Raw genomic sequence first — 21,708 nt, 5'->3', positions numbered from 1 at the left:
CTTCATCGGAAGATTCCGGTGTGGCCGAGCGAGTAGCGACCGGGCTGCGGGTATACGCACAGTCCGTGAGGCCCGCTGCCCACATGGATCTTGCGGATGAGCTTGCCGGTCACGGTGGAGAACACATAGACGACCCCGTCGTAGCGGCCGCTCAGCCAGAGCTTCCGGCCGTCGGCCGACAGGCCGCCCATGTCGGGAGATCCGCCACCCGGTATGTGCCAGGTGCCGACCACCTCGCGTCTCGCGAACGAGACGACGGAGACCGATCCGGCGCCCCGGTTGGAGACGTAGAGATCCCGGGAGTCGCGGCTGACGTACAGGCCGTGCGCTCCCGCGCCTGTCCTCATGAAGCCGATCTTTTTGAAGGTCGCGGCGTCGATCAACCAGAGCCCGTCCCGGCTCATGTCGGCCACGTAGAACACCGTGCCGTCGGGCGAGAGCTTCACGTCCTGCGGCATGCTTCTGTGGCTCAGTCCGATCACGTGCCGCACCCGCGGCCGCTTCCAGTCGATGGCGACGAGCTCGCCGGAGAACTCGCAGCTGGCGAGGAAGACGGAGCCGTCGGCGGTGAAGTCGGCGTGGTTGACACCGCGGCAGGGCAGCGGCAGCGAATGCTCCAGGCGCATGGTGTGCGGGTCGCGGAGGTCGAGCTCGTTGTTACGCTCCGCCATGACGAGCGCGTAGCGGCCGTCCGGCGTGAAGTACAGGTTGTAGGGATCCTCAACCTCCACGGGCTTGCCGGGTTCGCCGGTCCGCGGGTCGATCGGGGTGAGGGAGTTGCCCCTGTTGTTGTTGACCCACAGCGTCTTCAGGTCCCAGGAGGGCACGACGTGCTGCGGGCGGCCGCCGACCGGGAAGTGCCGGATGATCTTGTAGGTCTTCGGGTCGATGACGTCGACGGTGTCGCTCTCGCTGTTGGGAACGTAGACGAGCGAGGGGAAGCCCGCGGCCACCGGGCTGATCATTCCCGGCTTGTCGGCCGCGTAGACGTGGAGCGGGTCGGGCGACGGCGGAGGCGCCGACGGCCTCGTGGCGTGCGGGGGCGGTGTCACGATGGCGGCCGGGGACGTCCGCGGCTCGGAAGCGCACCCCACGAGCACGCCCAGCGCCATGAGCGCCAAGACCGGCGCCACCGCGAGGGCCTGTCCGCCCATGACGTTCCGCACGACCACGCGCACGCCGACCCCCCCGTCTCCAGCGCGCGACCCCGGCGCACGACCGGACCCGCGCTTCACGATCACGACGTACGTGAGCGGCGGGCCAGTGGAACGCTAGCGTGCCATCCGCCTGGTCAAGGAGCGCTTTACCTGCGGTTTCCCGCCTTCGTTGGGGAACTTGGCGTCCGGAATGGGGACGACGAGCCGCACGTCACGTCCGCGACCGACCAGGCCAGAGCCCGCGCGGCCGCCAGCATCGCGCGCTCGGCCTCGGGCGTGCCGGCCGCCGCGGTGAAGTCGGGATGGTGGTTGGCCACCGCCCGCCCGATCGAGAAGATCGGGTGCAGGGCGGGCAGCACCTGCGAGACGTTGCCGAAGTCCGTGGACCCGAAGACCTCGCCGCGTGGCGGCAGCGGCCCCGGCCAGTTGTCCTCATACCGCCGGGCCAGCTCCGCGTCCGACCGCAACTCGGCGTAGACCACGGGATCGGGCGAGACGGTCACCTGGGCACCGGTCGCCAGCGCTCCCGCCTCGAAGCAGGCGGTCACCCGGTCCGTCAGGGCCGACAGCCGGGCGAGGTCGGGGGCGCGGACGTTGTACACGGCCGAGGCGAGGTCGGGGACCACGTTCGGGGCCGACCCCGCCGCCGTGGTCACGCCGTGCACGAACTCGCCCGGCCCCACGTGCTGGCGCAGCAGGCCTATGGCCACCTGGGCCACGGTCAGCGCGTCGGCGGCGTTCACCCCCTCGTGGGGGTTGAGCGCGGCGTGCGCCGCCCGGCCCTGATATCGCACGGTCAGCCCGCCGCAGGCGACGAACCGCGGCCGCACGCAGTCATACGGCCCCGGATGCGCCATCAGCACGAGGTCGCTCCCGTCGAACGCCCCGCGCGACAGCATCAGGACCTTGCCGCCGCCGGTCTCCTCGGCCGGGGTGCCGAGGACCCGCACCGTGATCCCGAGGTCGTCGGCGAGCGGCGCCAGGGCCAGTGCGGCGGCAACGGCGACTCCCGCGATCAGGTTGTGCCCGCAGGCGTGCCCGATGTCCGGCAGCGCGTCGTACTCGGCGCAGAGCGTGATCACCCGCTCGCCCGTGCCGTACGTCGCGCGGAGCGAGGTGGGCAGCGAGAACGCGCCGACGGACACGTCGAACCCGGCGGCGGCCAGCGGCTCCGCCGTCCACGCCGCCGCCCGGTGCTCCTCGAACCCCAGCTCCGGATGGCCGTGAATCAGACGGCTCAGCCGTACGGCGTGGGGCGCGGCGGCGTCGATGCCGGCGGCCAGGGCCTCCTTCACGCGTACCTCGACGCGATCGCGGAGGCGTTCCGCTCGGCGAGGTCGAGCGCGGCGGCGCGCAGGGGGACTCCCTTGCCGGCGGCGTCGTCCCAGACCGTGCCGAGCAGGCGGCGCATCGTCCGGGAGATCTTGGCGAAGGACTCGGGGGCCGTCGGGGCGATGTCCCCGAACACGACCCACCACCACCAGGCGTTCGTCATGACGTTGGCCAGGAAGTCCGGCACGACCGGGACGCCACGGGCGAACAGATCCGCCTCGGCCGAGGGGAGTGTCGGCATGTTGGCCCCCTCGACCACGACCCGGGCCCGCACGGGAGCCGCGTCGGGGATCACGTAGGACATGGCGCACGGCACGAGGATGTCGGCGGGGACGTCAAGCCAGTCGCCGCCGGTCCGCGCGCCGGACGGCAGGCTCGACCGGTCGATCACCCCGGAGCGGTCGCGGGCCGCCAGCATGGCCTCGACGTCGAGTCCGTCGGGATCGGTCACCAGGCCCAGCCGGTCGGCCACGGCGACGACCCGCACGCCCGCCTGCGAGAGGTACCGCGCGGCCGCGCCGCCGATCGTGCCGAACCCCTGCACCACGGCGGTGGCGTCCTTGGCCTCGATGCCGAGCCGTTCGGCCGTCACGACGCAGGCGTCGGCCACTCCGAAGCCGCCCACCAGGTCGGCGAGCGGCACCCCGTCGACCACGACCTCGAACGCCTCCCGGAGCCGTTCCCGCGCGGCGGCGGCGTCGTCAAGCAGGGCGAACACCGGCTCGATCGTGGACGGCAGGCCGAGGTCGGCCATGAGCCGGTCGAGCAGGTCCTGGCTGAGGCCGAAGTCCTCGCCCGTGTTCCACTGCGCGCGCAGGACGGGCAGCACGGCGGTGAGGAACCGGGCAAGTACGGCGGGCGCCTCGGGGTCGTCGGAGCCGATGTCGATTCCGCCCTTGGCGCCGCCGAGCGGGATGTAGCGGTCGGCCGGGTCGTAGACCAGCGCCTCCTTGAGCGCCATGCCCCTGGCCAGCCCGGCGACCTCGTCGAGCGTGCAGCCCGCCCGGAGCCGCAGCCCGCCGCTCGCGATGCCGCGGACCAGGCTGTGGATCACCACATAGCCCCGTCGCTCGGTGACCGGGTCGGTCCAGGTGATCTCCAGCAGGTTCACTTCGCCTCCACATCGGGCCTGTTGAGCAGCTGCACATGGATCAAGGTCGGGCGGTCCGCGACGAACGCGTCCGTCACCGCGTCCGCGAGCTTGCCCGCCGAGGCGCGGACGCCCCTGCAGCCGAGGGCTTCCGCGAGCGCCGCGAAGTCGGGCGACGGCAGCTCGACCGCCTGGACGGGATCGCCGCGGCCCGCCATCTCGTCGCGGATCTCGCCGTAGCCGCCGTTGTCCACGACGACCACGGGCAGCGGGAGGCCGAGCGACGCGGCCGCCGCGAGCTCGGCCACGGTGAACATCACGCCGCCGTCGCCGAGCAGCGCCACGACCGGCGTGTCCGGACTGCCGATCTTGGCGCCCACGGCCGCCGGCAGGCCGTACCCGAGCGTGCCGTACCCCGTCGGATAGAGGAACGCGCCGGGGCGGTAGGCGGGCAGGTTGGCCAGCGCGCCGTAGTAGCAGACCATGGCGCTGTCGGCCGCCACGACGCCGTCCCGGGGCAGGGCGGAGGCCAGCGCGTCGACGATCTCCAGCCAGTCCCGGCCCTCGGCCCGGGACTCGGCCCGCTTCCGCTCCCGCCACTCCCCCCAATCCCGCGCGTCGTCACGCGGGCCGAGCCGGTCGAACAGCCCACGCAGGGCCAGGGCCGCGTCCCCGGCGATCGCGACGTCGGGGACCGCGTTCGTGACGATCTGCGCCGGATCCACGTCGATCCGGAGCAGCCGGCCCTCCAGGGGCAGGGGGCCGTTCCACAGGTCGGACGGCGCCAGCTCGCTGCCGACGACCAGGACGGCGTCGGCCTGCTCCACCAGGTCGGCGACGGCGCGCAGGTGGAGGCCCGCGCCGAGCGCCAGCGGGTGGTTGTCCCACAGCACGCCCTTGCCGTTCGCCGTCGTGACGACGGGAGCGCCGAGCCGCTCGGCCACCGCGCGCAGCTCGCGCGAGGCGCCTCGCGCGCCGCCTCCCGCCAGGATCACCGGGCGGCGCGCCGCCGCGAGCCGCCGCGCCGCCGCGTCCAGGTCCGCGTCCCTCGGGGCGGGTACGGCGATGCCGAACGGGCCGACGGGCGGAGCGGCGTCCAGCTCCTCCAGCACGTCCAGCGGGACCTCGATGTGCACCGGGCGGGGCCGTCCCGAGGTCATCGCGGCGAACGCCTGCGCGACCGCGACCGGGATCTCGGCCACGCTGGTGACCCGGTGGCTGTAGGCGGCGATCGCGTCCATCGCGGCCCGCTGGTCCTTGGTCTCGTGCAGCAGGCCGCGTCCCCGGCCGGGGTTGCGCAGCGGCATCCCGGGCGAGAGGAGCAGGACCGGCACCGAGTCGGAGTACGCCTGACCGATCGCCGCGGCCGCGTTCAGCGTGGCGGGCCCGGAGGTGACCAGGCAGACGCCCGGGCGCCCCGTGAGCCTGGCGTAGCCGTCGGCGGCGTACCCGGCGCCCTGCTCGTGCCGCATGCCGACGTGCCGCAGGCCATACGCCGGGAGGTGCCGGTAGATCGGCAGGTTGTGGGTGCCGGGGATGCCGAAGACCGTGTCGACGCCATGCGCCGCCAGCGCCCGGACGAGGGCCTCTCCCCCCGTGACCGCGTTCATCGGGACACCACCAGCGCGTCCACGGCCAGGGCCCCGCCGGGGCCGACCCGCAAGGGATTGATCTCGCACTCCTCGATGCCCGGCCGCTCGGCGACCAGCCGGGAGACCGCGGCCACCACCGCCGCGGCGCCCTCCAGTGACACCGCCGGGCGTCCTCGCCAGCCGGTGAGCAGGGGCAGGATACGCAACCGCCGGAGCATGTCCATCGCCACCTCCTCCGTGACCGGGGCCAGCTCCACCGCGACGTCCCGGTAGACCTCGGCGTTGACGCCGCCCGCGCCCACCATGACGAGGGGCCCGAACGACGGGTCCCGCCGGGCGCCCACGATCAGCTCGGCCACGTGGGGCCGGGTGTCCATCTCCTCCAGGGCGTACTCCCCGGCTCCCAGCCGGGCGGTCATCGCGTCGAGCGCGTCGGCGGCCTCCGCCGCCCCGGCCAGGCCCACGACGACTCCCGCCGCCTCGGTCTTGTGCTCCAGCCAGGCGGCCTTGAGCACATACGGCGGGCGCAGCGGGGCGGCGAGCACGTCGTCGCGGTCGCGGACGGCCACCGCGGCGGGGTAGGCCACGCCGTACTCGCCGAGGAGCGCCCTCGCCCCGAGATAGCCCTCGGGAGGGGTGCCCATGACCTGTGCCGGACTGCTCACTGGGCGGGGCGTCCGGAGGGCCAGCTCGGTGGCGAGGCCGAGCGACCGGCCGGCCGCGTCGATCGTGTGGTAGGTCGGCATGCCGTGCTCGCGCAGTGCCGTCACGGCGGGGTTGCCGAGGCCCATGGTGTGCACCACCACGGGCAGCCCGGCCGCCCGCCCGGCGTCGCCGAGCATCCCGATCACCCGGTGCTCGGCGGCGGCCAGGCTGGGGGCGTCCTGACCGTACGAGCCGAAGTAGCCGGTCAGCAGCACGGCGTCCACCTCGCCGCTGCCGAGCAGCGTGGAGATGAGGGTCGCGTAGCTGGTCAGGTCGCGCTCGCCCGCCCCGGCGAGGTCGACGGGGTTGCGGGCTCCCGCGCCCTCCGGGAGCGTGCGGCCGAGGGCGGCGACCGTGGCGCCCGACAGCTGCGGAACCTCCAGCCCCGCCCGGGACAGCGTGTCGGCCGCCAGGGCCCCCTGACCGCCGCTGTCCCCCACGACCGCGACCCGCCTGCCGACAGGACGGGCGCCGTCGAGCAGCATCTGCGCGAGATCCACCGCCTGTGCCGGGGTCTCGGCGAGGATCGCCCCGGCGGCCCGGCAGGCGGCCTCCACCACGTCGGACGACGCGGTCAGCGCCCCCGTGTGGGAGCGCGCCGCCGCCCGGCTCGCCTCGCTCGCCCCGACGGTGAGGACGACGACCGGCTTGCCGCGCTCGCGCAGCGTCTGGAGCGTTCCCAGCAGGGCCCGGCCGTCGCCGAAGCTCTCCAGATAGACGACCACGACCCTGGTGAGGTCGTGGGACGCCAGGTCTGCCAGGATCTCCGCCGCGGAGACGTCGGCCTGGTTGCCGACCGACACGAACCGGGAGACCCCGATGCCGGCCTCGCCGGCCAGCCCGGCCAGCTCCAGCCCGAGCTGCCCCGACTGGGAGACGATGCCGAGCGAGCCGGGGGTGAAGTTGCCCCAGGCCAGCTCCAGCGCGGTCGCGGCGTCGTAGATGCCGAGGCAGTTGGGCCCGACGAGGCGGGCGCCCGCCGCCTGGACTCGGGCCGCCAGCCGGGCGTCCTCGGTCCCGGCGGTGATGGCGAGGAAGCCCCGCACGCCGAGCTCCAGGCCCTCCCCCATGACCTGCTCGATGGAGGACGGCGGCACGCAGAGCACGGCCAGCTCGGGCGTCTCCGGCAGGTCGCTCAGGCTGGGCCGGCTCGCGACGCCCTCCACGACCGCGCCCGACCGGCTCACCAGGTGGACCGTACGGCGGTGCGCCCCGCGGAGCGCTCCCCTGGCCAGCCAGTGACCCCACTTGGCCGGGTCGGCCGAGGCGCCGATCACCGCGACCGACCGCGGGTCGGCGAAGACCCCGAGACTCATGCCGACCGGGCCAGCGAGCGGGAGATGATGAGCCGCTGGATGTCCGAGGTGCCCTCCTCGATCTCCTCGAGCTTGGCGTCCCGCATCCACTTCTCGACGAGGAACTCGCGGGAATAGCCCCAGCCGCCGTGCGTCTGGACGGCGGCCCAGGTGCACCACATGGCGTTGTCGGAGGCCGTGAGCTTGGCGATCGCCGCCTCCTCCGTGGCGGGCTCGCCCGAGTCGTGCAGGGCGGCGGCGCGCATGGTCAGCAGGTGCGACGCGTCCACCCTGGCGGCCATCTCGGCGAGCCGGAACGCGACGGCCTGGTGCTCGATGATCGGCACGCCGAACTGGCGGCGCTCCTTGGCGTAGGCCAGGGAGGTGTCCAGGGCGGCCCGCGCGAGCCCGGTCGCCGCCGCGCCGATCAGGATGCGGGAGGCGTCGAAGGTCCGCATCATGCCGTAGAAGCCCTGCCCCTCCTCGCCCAGCCGGTTCTCGGCGGGGACCCGGACCTGGTCGAGCACCACCTCGGCGCTCACGATGGCCCGCTGGCCCATCTTCGGGATCGGCCGCCCCACCGAAAGGCCCGGCGTGTCACGGGCGACCACGAATGCCGTGACACCGCGCGAGCGCAGCGACGGGTCCACCGTCGCGAAGATCACGAACCACTTGGCGTAGGGCGCGTTCGAGATCCACGTCTTGGTGCCGCTCAGCACGTACTCGTCGCCGTCGCGGACGGCCCGCGTCTGCAGGGCGGCGGCGTCCGAGCCGACGTCGGGCTCGGTCACCGCGAGCGCCGTCAGCGGCGGCTCCTCACCGCAGAGCGGGCTGAGCCAGCGCCCGCGCTGCTCCTCGGTGCCGAGCGCCTCCACCGGCCCGGCGAAGAACCCGTTCGAGGTCAGCAGGTTGCCGATGCCGATGTCGCCGTAGCACAGCTCCTCGGTCACCAGGGCCTGGGTCACCAGGTCGGTCACCCCTCCGCCGCCGTACTCGGAGGGCAGCATGAACGAGGTGAAGCCCATCTTGGCCGCCCTCGCCCACAGGTCGAGGGGCGACTCGTGGTCGGCCTCGTCGACGTCGCGCGCCCTCGGGCGGATCTCGCGCATCGCGAACTCGCGGGCCAGCTCGACGAAGTCCAGCTGGTCGGACGTGAGGTGCAGGCCGTCACGGACGGGACGCGGCATGCGGTACTCCTTCTCATTCATCATCGGACACCACGACCGACGTCTCGGGATGCCAGTGCACGATCGCGGGATCCCCGGGCTTGGGGACGTGCGGCCCGCGCGCCGCCGTGCGGGCCACGACGCGCTGACCGGAGCGGAGCTCGACCTCGACCCGCAGGCCGCTGCCGAGGTAGACGACCTCGCGGACGTCGCAGTCGTACGCCTCGTGGTCCTGGGGCAGGCCCTCGCCCTGAGGGAGGACCCCGAGGTGCTCGGGCCGTACGACCAGGACGGTGCCGGCGTCGCGCCCGGGGAAGAGGTTGGACTCGCCGAGGAACTCGGCGGTGTAGCGGCTGGAGGGCCGCTCGTACAGCTCCTCGGGGGTGCCGGCCTGCACGATCCGGCCGTCTCGCAGCAGCGCGATCCGGTCGGACATGGTGAGGGCCTCCTCCTGGTCGTGCGTCACGAAGACGAACGTGATGCCGAGCTCCCGGTGCAGCCTTTTCATCTCCAACTGCAACTGCTCGCGCAGCCGCTTGTCCAGCGCGCTCAGCGGCTCGTCCATGAGCAGCACCCGCGGCCGGAACACGATGGCCCTGGCCAGCGCGACCCGCTGCTGCTGCCCTCCGGACAGCTGCGCCGGGAGCCGCTTGGCCAGCGCCCCGAGCCCGACGACCTCGAGCGCCTGCTCGACGCGGGTGCGCAGCTCGTCGCCCCGCACGCGCCTGCGGCGCAGCGGGAAGGCCACGTTGTCCCACACCGTCATGTGCGGGAACAGCGCGTAGTGCTGGAACACCATGCCGAGGCCGCGCCGGTACGGCGGGACCGTGGTGATGTCCCGGCCGTCCACCGCCACGCTGCCCGAGGTCGGCTCGGTGAACCCGGCGATCACGCCGAGGAGGGTCGACTTGCCCGAGCCGCTCGCGCCGAGCAGGGTGACGAACTCGCCGCCCGGCACGTGCAGGGTCACGTCGTCGAGAGCCAGGGTGTCCCTGTAGCGCTTGACGACGCCCCGGACGTCGACCGATCCGCCGTCGCTCAACTGCTTCTCCGTTCTCTGACGCCGCTGACTTTCACGCGGCGGGCCAGGCGGGCCAGCCCGGCCACGGCGAACAGGGCCAGCGTGACGAGCAGCAACATGCTCGACACCGCCGCCACCGTCGGGTCGATGCGGACCCGCACGCCCGACCACATCTGGACGGGCAGGGTCGTGAAGTCGGGCCCGGACAGGAAGACGCTCGTGACCACCTCGTCGAAGGAGGTGACGAACGCGAACACCGCGCCGCTCAGCACGCTCGGCAGGATCACCGGCAGCGTCACCCGGGCGAACGTGACGACCGGCGCGGCGCCGAGGCTCATCGCCGCGTTCTCCAGCCGCCGGTCGAAGGACATCAGCGCCGACGACACCGTGATCACGACGTACGGCACGGCCAGCGCCGTGTGCACCAGCACGAAGCCGAGCAGCGTCTCGGTCAGCCCGAGGTCCAGGAAGACGGCGTAGACGGCCAGGCCGATGATGACGTACGGCACCAGCACGGGAGCCATCACCAGGGCGGAGACGAGGGCCTTCAGTGGGTAGCGGCCGCGGACCATGCCGAGCGCCGCGGCCGTGCCGAGGACGACGGCGCACAGGGTGACGAGCACGCCCACCTGGACGCTGGACACCAGGCTGGAGACCCAGGTCTCGTCTCCCAGGAAGTTCTCGTACCACCGCCACGACCACGCCTTGGGCGGGAACTCCAGGAACGCGCTGTCGGAGAACGACATCGGGATCACGATGAAGACCGGCAGCACGAGGTAGAGGCCGGTGAGCACGGCGAGGGCCCCGAGGGACGCCCGGACGAGCCGCCTGCTCGTCATGCCGCTCATCGGGCGCCTCCCAGCAGCCGCCGGAGATCGACCAGGCGTGACATAAGCATGAGCAGCCCGCCCGTGACCACCAGCAGGATGACCGCGAGCGCGGAGGCGAAGCCCCACCGCAGCACGCCGGAGAGCTGCTGCACGATGAGCTCGCCGATCATTATGTTCTTGGGGCCGCCGAGCAGCGCGGGCGTCACGTAGAAGCCGAGGCTGGAGACGAAGACCAGCAGGGCCGACGCCGCGACGCCGGGCACGGCCAGCGGCGCGTAGATCCGCCAGAACGCGAACGCCGGGCGGGCGCCGAGCCCCTCGGCCGCCTGCAGCAGGCGGCGGTCGATGCCGCGCATCGCCGCGTACATCGGGAGCACCGCGAACGGCAGCATGACCTGGACCATGCCGATCAGCACGCCGGGCAGGTTCCGCAGCAGCGGCACCGGCGGGCCGGGGAGCAGCTCGTTGACGACGCCGGTGTCGCGCAGGATCAGCACCCACGCGAACGTGCGCACGAGCAGGCTCGTCCAGAACGGCACCAGCACCGCCAGCATGAGCGCCCCCCGCCAGAACGGCGAGGCCAGCGTCATCAGGTAGGAGTACGGGAAGCCGAGCAGCAGCGTGACGAGCGTGACCAGCCCGGCCGTGACGAACGTGTTGACCAGCACGTCGAGGTAGACCGGGGAGTGGAAGAACGCGAGGTAGTTCTCCACGCCGGGCTCCGGGTCGGTGAAGCTGCGCAGCAGGACGGCCGTGAGCGGCCACACGAGCACGGCGAGCAGGAATCCCGCCAGAGGCAGGACCAGCAGCCCCCACCGGTCGAGGCGTGGGAGCCCGCGCCTGACGGTCACTGCGCCATCCACTCGTTCAGCCGCTCGCTGACCTTGTCGTAGTTGTCGGCCCAGTAGGAGTAGTCGATGATCGCGGCACGCTTCGGCGCGTTCTCCGGGCTCGTGGGGATCTCCTTGCGGACATCGGGGGTCACGAAGTCCAGCGCCGCGTCGTTGGCGGGGGCGTAGGCGCTGTGGTTGGTGTAGATCGCCTGCGCCTTGGGGTTGTTGAGGAACCAGTTCAGCCACTGCTGGGCGAGGTCGGCCCGCTTGTATCCGGCGGGGATGACGAGCTGGTCGTAGGACAGCAGGTGCTGGTTCCACTCGTTGGCGACCGGCTTGCCCTCCTTGGCCGCCGCGAAGATCCGGCCGTTCCAGGCCTGGATCAGCGGGGTCTCGCCGCTGGAGACGAGTTGCTGCTGCTGCTCGCCGGTCTCGTAGAAGACGATGTCCTTCTTGATCGTGTCGAGCTTGCGGAAGGCGCGGTCGATGTCGAGCGGGTACAGCTTGTCCGCCGGGACGCCGTCCGCGAGGAGCGCGGCCTCGAACATGGCGCCCGTGGCGTACTTCCAGAAGCCGCGCTTGCCGGGGAATCGCTTGGTGTCGAAGAACTCGGCCCAGGTCCTGGGGTGGTTCTGGGCGCTGAACACCGTGGTGTTGTAGCCGATGGTGAAGGCGTACTGCAGGGTCGGCACCGCGCAGTCGCCCACGAGCTTCTGGTCGAGCTTCGACGTGTCGATCTTAGATTTGTCGATCTTGAGCGCCCAGCCGCTCTTGCAGGCGGTGACGGCGAAGTTGGGCTCGACCTCGACGACGCCCCAGCTCACCTTCTTGGCCTCGACCTGGGCGCGGAACTTGGCGTAGTCGGTGGGCGAATCCTGCTTGATCTTGACGCCCTGCTCCTTGCCCCACGGCTCGACATAGGCGGAGACCGCCTTCTGCTGGTCGTCGCCGCCCCACATGACGACGGTCAGTTCCTTCGCGTCGCCGCCGGAACCGCCGCAGCCGGCCAGCGCTACGAGCGCGCACGCGGACACGGCCGCTCGTCCCCTACCTGCCCACATGCCGCCTCCATAATTGACTGGCGGGTCAGTTATTTATGGGAGTGTGGCGTGCGCCACTCGCGGCTGTCAACGGTTAAGAGCGACCGAATTAGGGTGAAACGGAAGGCTGCCTTCAGGCGGTTTCGAGCTCGCGCACGAAGGCGTCGATGACGAAGCGCATGCGTCCCGCGGGCATGTTCCGCGAGCCGAGCATGACCTGGATGGCGAGCCCGTCGATCATGCCGATGAGCACGTTGGCGATGGTGACGGGATCGCCTCCGCGGAGCTGGCCGCGGTCCTGGCCGTCGCGGACGATCCCCGCGACGACCCGCCGCCAGTCGCCGTAAACGCGCTCGTTGAGCTCCTGCAGGTCCGGGTCGCGCAGGGCCTCTCCCCACAGCTCGATCCAGACCCGCCAGGCCTGCCGGGTCTCCGCGTCCTCCGGCAGGTAGGAGCCGAGAAAGGCGCGGAGCCGCTCACGGGGATCCTCATGGGCGGCCAGGATCGGCCGCCGCCGCTCGATCGAGCACTCGAAGTTGAACTCGAACGCGGCGTTGACGAGGTCACGCTTGGTGGCGAAGTAGTAGTGCACCGTGCCGTGGCTCATGCCGGCCTCCTTGGCCACGTCCGCGACGCGGAGAGAGCGGAGCCCCTTGTCGGCGATGACCGCGCACGCGCCCCGCAGGATCTGCTCCCGGCGCTCGACCTCCACACTGGGACGCGGCATGTCCGGCTCCTCCCCTGTGGCAGACGCGACGGCAGAACGCGGCGGCTGTTTCTCGACCGGCCAGCCAGTTATTCTGGCAGATCTTCACGCCGCCCGGAGGACGAGCCCCCGGCGGATCCGCTCACCGGCACCGCGGCGCCCCGCTCCGGCAGCTCCTCCGGCGACCCCGCCCCGGGCAGTCCCGAGCCGGACGGCCCAGCCGTGACGGCCGCCCGCCGCCGCCAGAGGCGATCGACGGCGAGGGCCCCGCCGCCGCTGAAGGCGAGCATCACGCACGCCCCGGCCAGCGCCAGGACGTACTCGTAGCCGCCGTCCTGGTTGCTGAACCCGTGGGAGCCGTGCACGAACACGATCGCGCCGACCATGGTGAGCGCGAGCAGGCTGCAGAAGAACGGCAGCGCCGCGCCGGCGATGAGGGCGACCCCTCCCACCAGTTCCAGGATCGCGATCCCTGGGCCGGCGAGCCCGGCCGCCGGGACGCCCGCGGCCTGGAAGTGCGCCGTCACCCCCGGCAGTCCTGTGACGGCGACCTTCGTCCAGCCGTGGAAGATGAAGATCACCCCGACGATCACCCGGCCCACCAGCACCGAGACACCCCGCAATTGATCGAGCATGACGACTCCCCCGAAATCCTGCTTGTGACCTGCGAGAACATGGCGAATCCATTCAACGTGCCGGAGCGGCCGGTCCCCCGCGCGAAACGCCGTGGGCGGTGGCCGATCATCGAAATCCGGCCCGGAGACACCCGTCGCGCGGGGCTGCCGTTTCGTACAGCATGAAGAGATCTTCGAAACGGAGGCCATGCCGTGGATCGCGCACCGAGGGTCGAAGACTGGGACGATTCAGGTATGCGCACATCGACACCCACGTCACGGGACCAGCACGCCGTCGTGATCGGGAGCGGCATCGTCGGAGCGAGCGCCGCCTACCACCTGAGCCTCCGGGGCGTCGCCGTGACCGTCGTCGACGGGGCGGACACCGGGCAGGCGACCGGCGCCGGGGCGGGGATCATCTGCCCGTGGGTCGACCACGAGGGAGCCGATGACTGGTACCGGCTGGCGCTCGAGGGCGCCCGCTACTACGCGCCGCTCCTGGAACTGCTGGGCGCGGACGGCGAGCACGACGTCAGCCACGCCCGCGTCGGCGCGCTCCTGGTGGCCGACGACCCGGCCGAGCTGGCCCCGGTGGAGACGCTGCTGAAGAGCAGGCGGGCGGCCGCGCCCGACATGGGGACGATCTCCCCGGTCGACCGGCCCGCCGACCTGTTCCCCCCGCTCCGCCCCGATGTGGCCGCCCTCCATCTCGACGGTCCCTCACGGGTCGACGGGCGCGTGGTCCGCGACGCCCTGCTGCGCGCCGCCGTACGACACGGCACGCGGGTGGTCTCGGGGACGGCCGCCCTCACGCCCGCGGGCGGGCTGCTGGTGGACGGCTCGCCGCTCGCCGCGGACGTGGTCGTGGTGGCGGCCGGGGCGTGGACGGGCGAGCTGTGCCGCCCGCTGGGGCTCGAGGTTCCGGTCGTGCCCCGGCGCGGCCAGATCGCGCACGCGGAGCTCGCCGGGGCCGAGACCGCGGGCTGGCCGATCGTGCTGCCCAGGCGCGGGCCGTACCTGCTGGGTTTCCCCGGGTCGCGGGTGGTGCTCGGCGCGACCGTGGAGGACGCCGGCTTCGACGCGCGGGTGACGGCCGGCGGTCTCGGCGAGGTGCTGGCGACCGGCGTGGCGCTCGCCCCCGGCCTGGCCTCCGCCGCCCTGGTCGAGACGCGGGTGGGCTTCCGTCCCGTGACCGCGGACGGCTTGCCGCTGATCGGCCACCTCGCCGACAGGGTGGTCGTCGCCACGGGACTCAGCGCGTACGGCCTGACCGCCGGGCCGTACACGGGCCTGATCGCCGCTCGGCTGGCTCTCGGGGAGACACCGCCGCTGGACGCCGGGCCGTTCTCCCCCCACCGCACGGCCTCACCTCACGGCACTGGGACGCCGGGCACGGCGGCTCCCGCCTGGGCGTCCTCCCGGAGCGCCCAGGTCGCCGAAGGGTGAGCGCCGGCCTATCCGTCCAGGAACTCGTCGAGGTCGACCAGCCGCGCCTCGCCGAGTGAGCGCGCCTTGGCGCTGATCTCCGTACGCGCCGCGCGGGCGGCGTCGTGGAAGTAGACCGGCCGCATGCCGCCCGACGGGCCGATCTCCAGGAGCGGGTTGGCCACCAGGAAGTCCCTGACCCGGGCGGTGTCGCGGCGCACGGACACGTACAGCCGCTTGGTGGCGAAGTGGTTGGGCGGCAGGACGACGTGCGGGCCGAACTTGCGCTTCCACTGGAAGATGCCCTTGGCGACGAACGCCTCCGTGCCGTAGAAGTCCACGGCGGGCACTCCCCGGTCGGCCGCCCAGCCCAGCAGCAGGTGGTAGACGGCCTTGAACGCGCCCGAGTCGTAGTGCCGCGCGTCGCCGTCGAGCACGCCGAGCAGCCGCGTGGTGAGCGTGCCGCCGCTCTCGTGACACAGGACGCCCGCGACCGGGCGGCCGTCCTCGGTCAGGAAGAACAGCCGGCCCCGGCGCAGGATGTGGTCGCGGGCGACCGTGAAGGCCTCGGTGCGGCTCTGCTCCCGGTGGCGCGCGGCCATGGTGGGCAGATGCATACGCTGGTAGAAGAACCGAAGGGCCTCGGCGGAGCCGTCCTCCACGAGCGCCCAGTCGTGGTGGCGGGAGTTCCTGCCGAACTCCCAGCGCTCCCGCTTGGAGATCGCGGCCCGGACCGCGTCCCGGCCTCCGGACGTGTCCACGACGAGGTGGACACGGAACGGCGCGATGACGGCGCGGGCGGCGGGGAGCCGCCGCACCCGGGCCTCCTCCGCGCCGACGAGCACGATGTCGGCCTCGGGGAACCGGCCCCGCCGGAGGTCCGGCCAGGTGACCGGCACGGTCCGCAGGAGCGGCTCGCCGCCGCCGAGTGCGGTCCTGCGGCGTTCGAGCAGCCGCAGGACGTTCAGGTGGCCGATCGGCAGGCCGGCGTAGGCCAGGCTGACGTCGAAGGCGGGGTCGTCGGACCGTACGGCCTGCCGCACCGGGCCGAGGGTGTCGACGAGACGGCGGGCCGCCCGCGCCGCGGGGTTGCCCGCGTTGTTCCAGTGGTAGCGCGCCGCGGCGACGGCGGCCCCGCTCATCCCACCGACTCCAGCTCGGGCAGCGTGATCCGGTCCCGCACGGCGAGGGCGTCGCACACCGCCCGCTTGACGGCTGCCACGTCGCCGGCCATGTGGAGATATTCCGGCGATATGAGGCAGAAGTCCTCGTCGGAGTAGCTGCCCGAGCCGTGGACGAGGATGTCGTCGTCGTCCACGAGCCCGCGATCGATGGCGTTGAGGACGCCGGTGAACGCCATCACGAGCGACCACTCGCGGAGCCGCCGCGGGTCGGCGGGCAGGGTGACGCTGGTGCCTCCGAGCAGCGCGCGGATCTCCGCGTACCGTCCGAGGCACTCGTGCAGCGAGACGACGACGCCGCCGCCGCCCCGGGTCCGGATCAGCTCGTTCATCGCGGCCGACGTCGGAGGGTTGTGGGTGTAGAACGTCGGGTCGAGCCGTTCCGCCGGGTCGTAGGTCGAATGCGGGAAGTGCGGGTCGGCCGCCTGCCGGTAGAGCCCGGCCGCCGCGTCGTACTCGTAGGCGGGCATCAGGTCGCGGGAGGCCGAGCCGTACAGCAGGCTGAGCACCATGTCGGGCGTGCCGAGGTGCTGCACCAGGAAGTATCGGGGCGGCGCCCCGGCGCCCGGCCGCCGCGCGTGCCCGAGGGCGTGCCCCAGCAGGCCGTACGCGCTGGACACCGAATGGACGTGCAGCCGCCCCCGCGTCTCGTCGGGCGCGTGGAAGTCGTACTCGAACAGGGCCCGCACGGCGTCGGCGCACCGGTAGTTGTCGATGTCGAGCGTGTACCAGACGTCGGCGCCGGTGAGCTCGCGCAGCCTTCCGGCGTACTTGTCGTAGAACCGGCGGGCGAGCGCCTTGACCCCGGCGGGGTCGGGCCCCTGGTAGACGACGACCGGGTTGCGCACGCGCAGCACCGGGTCGGTGCTCAGCGGCGACGACCACAGCTTCGGATAGGACGACTCCGGCACCACGGTGGTGATCTGGAGCTGGTCCGACTCGACCAGGCCGCAGCGGAGCGCGCGCAGCACGGCGTCGCGCAGCGCGGTGGCCTTGTTGGCCGACGAGGGGGTGAGCAGCATCACCCGGCGGCCGGTGCGGCGGACGTGCTCCACGGCGCGGGCCACCATGATGAGCGACGCGAGCGACTTGGTGGTGCGGGTGCCCGGGTTGCGCATCAGGTCGAGCAGGGCGAGCCGGCTGCCCCGGTAGCCGGCGAGGGAGTGGACCGCCACGCTCGACGGAGCGAAGAAGCGCACCATTTCGTCATCGAGCGGGGGCAACTCGAATCCGGGATTGAAATCGTTTCCCGCGCCGCGGCCGGCCAGCGTGCAGAGGAGGTGCTGAATGTTCCCGTAATAGCGCTCGATGACATTGTTGACGACGAGTGTGCGCGCCGCCGCTGTTTCACTCATGTGGCCACTCCGGGGTCTGGTTGGGATCTGGGTAGTCCCACCCCGGGCGTGGCGTGAAACAAGCGGCGGGGATTATCCGCCAATGATCAGCGCCAGTCGAGCGGGACGCCGATCAGGCGGCGAAGCCGGTCGAGCGCGTGGGTGCGCAGCCGTGACACCTGCATTTGCGACACCCCGACGATCTCGGCGATCCGCCGCTGCGAAACCTCCTGCATGACGCACAACTGGACGACGAAGCGTTCCCGCTCGGGCAGGGCGCACATCAGGGCGTCGACGCTCTCGCGCCGCTCCACCGCCTCGATGGCGGCGTCGTCCCTGCCGATCACCTCCCGGAGCGGAACCTCGGTGCCCGCGGCCGGCGAGTCGAGTGAGCGGGGGAACCGCATCCGGTCGGCGACGAGCGCCTCCACGACCGCCGACTCCTCGATCTCCACACGGTCGGCGAGGACGCGCGGGCCCGGCGCGGCCTGGCCGTCCCCGGCCAGCTCCTCCGACGCCGACCGCAGGCGCGTCTGCAGTTCCTGCAGCGTGCGGGGCACGCGGACGGTGCCGGGGTAGTCGCGCAGGTAACGCCAGAGCTCACCGGAGATCTTCGGTACGGCGTAGCCGACGAACGGCACCTCGAAACGCGGGTCGTAGTCGTCCACCGACTTGATCAGCCCGATGGCCGCCACCTGTTCCATGTCCTCCAGCGGCTCCACCTTCGACCAGTGCCGCCGCGCCAGCCGCCGGGAGAGCGGCAGGTTCAGCACGATGAGATCGTCGCGGATCCGGCGCCGGGCGGGGTCTCCCGGCTGCAGGTCGTGCATGCGTGCGAAGAGCGCCTGGTTCTCCATCCTCAGGCTTTCCTTCCCGTGGGCTTCGGCAGCACGGGTCCACGGAGTTCCCGGGTGGACTTCCGGCAAACATGACTTCTGGTAATGATCTCAGCAAAACATCCGATCCGCGAAAGTCGTGACCTCCGCTATCGCCGGGCGGGGCGCCGGGAACGTTCGGCGCTCGACGCTGTTTCATTCGCGGCGGCCCGTGGGACTAGGTGGGCCGGAGGAACTTTCCTCCGCCTTTCTCATCGTTTTCCGCATTCCCGCGTCAAAGCGTGGCAGCACGAAATCCCCATCTCAATCCCCTGCCCTATCCCCCGCCCCCCTCTCTAGAAAGGGTCGTCACATGCCCGCATCACCGTTGAGCATTCTCTCGTTGCGCGATTTCAACGGAGATCCGCTCTCACCGGAACTGCTGCACCGCACCTTCTCCGAGCTCATGGCCGACCACGGCTACGTCTACATGTGCAACGTGCCGGAGGAGTTCGACCCGGTGGCGTTCTGCCGGAAACTCGGTGGGTTCGTGCCCAACTACAGCGGCGCGGTCGTCGGCGACGTCCGGCCCGAGCCGGGCATGGACGACGTCTACCACGCCGGCAACACCCGCAGCCTCACCCCGCACACCGAGGGCTACGACTTCGCCATCACACCGCCCCGCTACATCGCCCTGTGGTGCGTCACACCCTGCCACGGGGCCGGAGGCGAGACGACGCTCGCGGACGCCCACCGCTGGCTGGAGCAGCTCGGCGAGGAGCGGCGCGAGTTCCTGCGCGGCCGCACCTACGAGTGGAAGACCACCGAGGGCATCCAGCGGCTGGGGCTCGACCTGCACACCAAGCATCCGGTGCTGGAGGAGACCGACCGCGGCACGATCGTCCGGTTCTCCTGCAACAACCTGATCAGGGACGACGACGACCCGGTGGCCGAGCTCCAGCTCAGGGGGCGCGAGTTCTTCGACGCCAACCACGTGGCCATCGAGTACGACCGGGGGGACATGCTCGTCTGGGACAACTGGCGGATGCTGCACTCCCGGAACGCCTTCACCGACACCGGCCGCCACCTGCGCCGGATCCAGATCGCCGCCTGAGGCCCGAGGGGGTTCCGCGTGTACCGCACGATGCTCAAGTCGAAGATCCACAGAGCTACCGTCACCCAGGCCGACCTGCACTACGTCGGCTCGCTGACCCTGTGCCGCGACCTGATGGAGGCCTCCGACCTCCTGCCGGGCGAGCGGGTGGACATCGTCGACATCGACAACGGCAACCGCCTGTCGACCTACGTCATCGAGGGCCCTCCGGGCTCCGGGATCATCGGGATCAACGGAGCGGCGGCACGGCTCATCTCCCCGGGCGACCTGGTGATCATCATCGGGTACGGCTCCTACACCGACGAGGAGATCCGGACGCTGGAGCCGCGCGTTGTCTTCGTCGACCGTGACAACCGCATCACCGGCACCGGTCACGACGCCGCCGAGCCCCCGCAGGGGTCCGGCACGCTGCGCGGCGACCACGTGCACGCGCCGGTATGAGGACCGGCATGAGGACGCCGACGGTCGTGGTGGCCGGCACCGGCGCGCTCGCCGGGACCGTCTGCCACGCCCTCGCGGCGCGGCCCGGCCCGCCGGCGCGGGTCGTGGTGGTCGGCCGCCGGACGGAAGCGGCCGGCCGCCTCGCCCGGAGCGCGGGAGAGGTCTCGGCGGCCCTGCGCCTGCCGCGGAGCTTCACCGCGCACCCCGTGGACACCGACGGCGCAACTGGCATGGCGGACGCCGTGGCGTCGCACCGCCCGGACGTGGTGGTCCAGTGCGCCTCGTGGCACTACCCGTGGGAGGCGCGCGAGCGGCCCTCCGCCTGGACCGACCTGATCCGGGAAGCCGGGTTCGGCGCGACGCTGCCGCTCCAGGCCGCGCCCGCCGCGCTGGTGGCCGCCGCCGTGCCCGGCGCGGCGTTCGTCAACGGCTGCCTGCCCGACATGGCCAACCCGGTGCTGCGCGGCCTCGGGCTGCCCGTCTTCTGCGGGATCGGCAACGCCGCCACGCTCTGGGACGGCCTGGCCGCCCGTCCCGGCTGCGGGCCGATCCGGCTGCTGGCCCACCACCTCCATCTCCACCAGCCTGACTCCCCCGCCGACGAGGCCCTGGCCTGGGAGGGAGAGCGGCAGGTCGCGGACGTGGGCGAGCGCCTGCGCCCCCTGCGGTCGCTGCCCCGCGCCGAGCTCAACGACCGGGCGGGAGGGCCCGCCGCCCTGCTGGTGTCGGCCGTCCTCGGCGACGCGGAGGCCCGGATGAGCGTGCCGGGGCCCCTCGGCCTGCCCGGCGGCTACCCGGTCGTGGTCAGCGGCCCGGAGATCCGGCTGGACCTCCCCGCCGGCATGTCCGAGGACGTGGCGGTGGCCTGGAACCACCGCATGTCCGTGCTCGACGGCGCCGCGGTGGAGGCGTCGGGGCGTGTCGCCGCCGGTCCTGCAGCGACCCTGGCGCTGCTGCCCCACCTGCCGCGCTACGCCGGCGGCTTCGACCTCGACGACCTGTCCGCCGTCGCCCGCGCGCTCACCGGCCTCCGCGACCGGCTGCGCCGGGCCCCCTCGGCCGGCACGTCCCCCCTGCCACCCCGGGCGGTGACAACGTGACCTGGCCCGGCCGCGGTGACGGAGCGGGCCTCACCGTGACGCCCCCGGCACCCTTCCCCACGCCTGGAAGAGGGTCGCATGGAGCACGATCGTGCCGGGGTCGTCGAGGTGCGCGCTCAGCTCGCGGACGCACTCGTCGAGCTCGGCCCCGGTGATCAGGCCGCGTTCCACCAGGGCGTCGCGGCACTGCTCGGCCCGCGTCACCATGAGCCGCTGGTACGGCTCGCCGTGGGTGAACACGCGGGCGGCGGCATGCGCGCCGACACCGGTGACACCGGCCCGGCGCAGCATGTGCGGCAGCCGCCGCCCGATGTGCACGTCCATGCCGTTCAGCCGCCACAGCTCGGCGATCACGCCGACGATGCGGTCCCAGGCCGGATGCGGCGGCTCGCAGATGCGCGAGACCCAGTCGACGTCCTGGACGGCGACGACCCCGCCGGGCCGTACGAGCGAGACCATCTCGCCGAGGACGGCATCCGCGTGGGGGACGTTCATGAGGACGAGACGGGTGTGGGCGAGGTCGAACCCGCCCTTGGGCAGGCCGGTGGCTCCGCCGTCGCTCGTGACGAGCGTGACGTTGCCGAGCCTCTTCTCGGCCACGGTCTCCTTGGCGAGCTCCAGCATGCGGGGTTCACTGTCGAGGCCGACCACCTCCCCGGCCGTGCCGACCCGCTCGGAGAGCAGGTCCATCACCCCGAGCGGGCCGCAGCCGACGTCGATGGCGCGCCAGCCCGGCTGGATGCCACACTGGTCGAGCAGCCGCTCGGCCTCCGGGCGGAACATCTCGCCCTGGACCAGCAGCCGTTCGCGCTCGCTCGTGCTCGCGCCGAGCAGATATCCGGATGTCGTGGTCATCGCTGTCTCCCTTGGTCAGTGGACGGCGGCCGGCTGGTGAACGGCCTGCTAGTCCCACGGCG

Annotated in this window: 20 protein-coding genes; 4 read left to right on the top strand and 16 right to left on the bottom strand. The window is 72.4% G+C overall.

Going from position 1 to position 21,708, the window contains the following annotated elements; all coding sequences use genetic code 11:
* Positions 1-2: 2 nt before the first annotated feature.
* From ABH927_RS26935 to ABH927_RS26880, 12 genes are all read right to left on the bottom strand, one after another.
* Positions 3-1,178 (bottom strand): YncE family protein, encoded by a 1,176-nt coding sequence (locus ABH927_RS26935; RefSeq protein WP_370026023.1) that lies wholly within the window; start codon positions 1,176-1,178, stop codon positions 3-5.
* 125 nt (positions 1,179-1,303) lie between these two features.
* Positions 1,304-2,452 (bottom strand): M20 family metallopeptidase, encoded by a 1,149-nt coding sequence (locus tag ABH927_RS26930; protein WP_370026022.1) that lies wholly within the window; start codon positions 2,450-2,452, stop codon positions 1,304-1,306.
* Complete coding sequence (locus ABH927_RS26925) at positions 2,449-3,600, bottom strand: Glu/Leu/Phe/Val dehydrogenase dimerization domain-containing protein (RefSeq protein WP_370026020.1); 1,152 nt, start codon at positions 3,598-3,600, stop codon at positions 2,449-2,451. Before ABH927_RS26925 ends, ABH927_RS26930 begins: the two co-directional genes overlap by 4 nt.
* Positions 3,597-5,189, bottom strand: coding sequence for a 5-guanidino-2-oxopentanoate decarboxylase (locus tag ABH927_RS26920; protein ID WP_370026018.1), 1,593 nt, complete (start codon positions 5,187-5,189; stop codon positions 3,597-3,599). The genes ABH927_RS26925 and ABH927_RS26920 overlap by 4 nt, the downstream gene beginning before the upstream one ends.
* Positions 5,186-7,192 (bottom strand): acetate--CoA ligase family protein, encoded by a 2,007-nt coding sequence (locus ABH927_RS26915; RefSeq protein WP_370026016.1) that lies wholly within the window; start codon positions 7,190-7,192, stop codon positions 5,186-5,188. Before ABH927_RS26915 ends, ABH927_RS26920 begins: the two co-directional genes overlap by 4 nt.
* Positions 7,189-8,358, bottom strand: coding sequence for an acyl-CoA dehydrogenase family protein (locus ABH927_RS26910; protein ID WP_370026014.1), 1,170 nt, complete (start codon positions 8,356-8,358; stop codon positions 7,189-7,191). The genes ABH927_RS26915 and ABH927_RS26910 overlap by 4 nt, the downstream gene beginning before the upstream one ends.
* 13 nt (positions 8,359-8,371) lie before the next feature.
* Positions 8,372-9,379: an ABC transporter ATP-binding protein gene (locus ABH927_RS26905; protein ID WP_370026012.1), complete on the bottom strand. Its 1,008-nt coding sequence runs from the start codon at positions 9,377-9,379 to the stop codon at positions 8,372-8,374.
* On the bottom strand, positions 9,376-10,206 hold the full coding sequence (locus tag ABH927_RS26900; RefSeq protein WP_370026010.1) for an ABC transporter permease: 831 nt from the start codon (positions 10,204-10,206) through the stop codon (positions 9,376-9,378). The genes ABH927_RS26905 and ABH927_RS26900 overlap by 4 nt, the downstream gene beginning before the upstream one ends.
* Entirely contained in the window at positions 10,203-11,039 is an 837-nt protein-coding gene (locus ABH927_RS26895) for an ABC transporter permease (protein WP_370026008.1), read from the bottom strand. The genes ABH927_RS26900 and ABH927_RS26895 overlap by 4 nt, the downstream gene beginning before the upstream one ends.
* Positions 11,036-12,082: an ABC transporter substrate-binding protein gene (locus ABH927_RS26890; protein ID WP_370026006.1), complete on the bottom strand. Its 1,047-nt coding sequence runs from the start codon at positions 12,080-12,082 to the stop codon at positions 11,036-11,038. The genes ABH927_RS26895 and ABH927_RS26890 overlap by 4 nt, the downstream gene beginning before the upstream one ends.
* Before the next feature lie 112 nt (positions 12,083-12,194).
* Entirely contained in the window at positions 12,195-12,788 is a 594-nt protein-coding gene (locus ABH927_RS26885; protein ID WP_370026004.1) for a TetR/AcrR family transcriptional regulator, read from the bottom strand.
* Between the two features lie 68 nt (positions 12,789-12,856).
* Positions 12,857-13,402 carry a DoxX family protein gene (locus ABH927_RS26880; RefSeq protein ID WP_370026002.1) on the bottom strand — a complete coding sequence of 182 codons (546 nt, stop codon included), beginning with the start codon at positions 13,400-13,402 and terminating at the stop codon, positions 12,857-12,859.
* A gap of 234 nt (positions 13,403-13,636) precedes the next feature.
* On the opposite strand from ABH927_RS26880, the gene ABH927_RS26875 reads away from it, so the two are divergent.
* Positions 13,637-14,827 carry an NAD(P)/FAD-dependent oxidoreductase gene (locus ABH927_RS26875; protein ID WP_370026000.1) on the top strand — a complete coding sequence of 397 codons (1,191 nt, stop codon included), beginning with the start codon at positions 13,637-13,639 and terminating at the stop codon, positions 14,825-14,827.
* Positions 14,828-14,835: 8 nt separating this feature from the next.
* Here the strand turns inward: ABH927_RS26875 and ABH927_RS26870 are convergent, their stop codons facing one another.
* From ABH927_RS26870 to ABH927_RS26860, 3 genes are all read right to left on the bottom strand, one after another.
* Positions 14,836-15,948, bottom strand: coding sequence for a GNAT family N-acetyltransferase (locus tag ABH927_RS26870; RefSeq protein ID WP_370025998.1), 1,113 nt, complete (start codon positions 15,946-15,948; stop codon positions 14,836-14,838).
* Complete coding sequence (locus tag ABH927_RS26865; protein WP_370025997.1) at positions 15,945-17,342, bottom strand: DUF6002 family protein; 1,398 nt, start codon at positions 17,340-17,342, stop codon at positions 15,945-15,947. The genes ABH927_RS26870 and ABH927_RS26865 overlap by 4 nt, the downstream gene beginning before the upstream one ends.
* Positions 17,343-17,428: 86 nt before the next feature.
* Entirely contained in the window at positions 17,429-18,178 is a 750-nt protein-coding gene (locus tag ABH927_RS26860) for a sigma-70 family RNA polymerase sigma factor (protein WP_370025996.1), read from the bottom strand.
* A gap of 361 nt (positions 18,179-18,539) precedes the next feature.
* On the opposite strand from ABH927_RS26860, the gene ABH927_RS26855 reads away from it, so the two are divergent.
* The 3 genes from ABH927_RS26855 to ABH927_RS26845 are packed head-to-tail and all read left to right on the top strand — an operon-like array spanning position 18,540 to position 20,791.
* A complete protein-coding gene (locus tag ABH927_RS26855) occupies positions 18,540-19,250 on the top strand; it encodes a TauD/TfdA family dioxygenase (RefSeq protein WP_370025995.1) in 711 nt (236 codons plus the stop codon).
* A gap of 18 nt (positions 19,251-19,268) precedes the next feature.
* Positions 19,269-19,691 carry an aspartate 1-decarboxylase gene (panD, locus tag ABH927_RS26850; protein WP_370025992.1) on the top strand — a complete coding sequence of 141 codons (423 nt, stop codon included), beginning with the start codon at positions 19,269-19,271 and terminating at the stop codon, positions 19,689-19,691.
* Positions 19,692-19,699: 8 nt separating this feature from the next.
* Positions 19,700-20,791 carry a hypothetical protein gene (locus tag ABH927_RS26845; protein WP_370025990.1) on the top strand — a complete coding sequence of 364 codons (1,092 nt, stop codon included), beginning with the start codon at positions 19,700-19,702 and terminating at the stop codon, positions 20,789-20,791.
* 30 nt (positions 20,792-20,821) lie between these two features.
* Here the strand turns inward: ABH927_RS26845 and ABH927_RS26840 are convergent, their stop codons facing one another.
* The gene (locus ABH927_RS26840; protein WP_370025988.1) at positions 20,822-21,646 is read right to left on the bottom strand and encodes a methyltransferase domain-containing protein; all 825 of its coding nucleotides are present in this window, start codon (positions 21,644-21,646) and stop codon (positions 20,822-20,824) included.
* Between the last annotated feature and the right edge of the window lie 62 nt (positions 21,647-21,708).

Origin of the sequence: Planotetraspora sp. GP83 (assembly GCF_041262585.1) — a bacterium.
Classification (GTDB): Bacteria; Actinomycetota; Actinomycetes; order Streptosporangiales; family Streptosporangiaceae; genus JAOEGB01.
Note: the sequence above shows the minus strand (reverse complement) of the source record. Positions and strands in the feature narration are given on the sequence as shown.

Bases quoted from the DNA above. Each gene is read 5' to 3' on its own strand.
- ABH927_RS26920 (WP_370026018.1), bottom strand. From the start codon at position 5,189: ATGAACGCGGTCACGGGGGGAGAGGCCCTCGTCCGGGCGCTGGCGGCG.
- ABH927_RS26915 (WP_370026016.1), bottom strand. From the start codon at position 7,192: ATGAGTCTCGGGGTCTTCGCCGACCCGCGGTCGGTCGCGGTGATCGGC.
- ABH927_RS26910 (WP_370026014.1), bottom strand. From the start codon at position 8,358: ATGCCGCGTCCCGTCCGTGACGGCCTGCACCTCACGTCCGACCAGCTG.
- ABH927_RS26900 (WP_370026010.1), bottom strand. From the start codon at position 10,206: ATGAGCGGCATGACGAGCAGGCGGCTCGTCCGGGCGTCCCTCGGGGCC.
- ABH927_RS26890 (WP_370026006.1), bottom strand. From the start codon at position 12,082: ATGTGGGCAGGTAGGGGACGAGCGGCCGTGTCCGCGTGCGCGCTCGTA.
- ABH927_RS26885 (WP_370026004.1), bottom strand. From the start codon at position 12,788: ATGCCGCGTCCCAGTGTGGAGGTCGAGCGCCGGGAGCAGATCCTGCGG.
- ABH927_RS26880 (WP_370026002.1), bottom strand. From the start codon at position 13,402: ATGCTCGATCAATTGCGGGGTGTCTCGGTGCTGGTGGGCCGGGTGATC.
- ABH927_RS26875 (WP_370026000.1), top strand. From the start codon at position 13,637: ATGCGCACATCGACACCCACGTCACGGGACCAGCACGCCGTCGTGATC.
- ABH927_RS26870 (WP_370025998.1), bottom strand. From the start codon at position 15,948: ATGAGCGGGGCCGCCGTCGCCGCGGCGCGCTACCACTGGAACAACGCG.
- ABH927_RS26865 (WP_370025997.1), bottom strand. From the start codon at position 17,342: ATGAGTGAAACAGCGGCGGCGCGCACACTCGTCGTCAACAATGTCATC.
- ABH927_RS26860 (WP_370025996.1), bottom strand. From the start codon at position 18,178: ATGGAGAACCAGGCGCTCTTCGCACGCATGCACGACCTGCAGCCGGGA.
- ABH927_RS26845 (WP_370025990.1), top strand. From the start codon at position 19,700: ATGAGGACGCCGACGGTCGTGGTGGCCGGCACCGGCGCGCTCGCCGGG.
- ABH927_RS26840 (WP_370025988.1), bottom strand. From the start codon at position 21,646: ATGACCACGACATCCGGATATCTGCTCGGCGCGAGCACGAGCGAGCGC.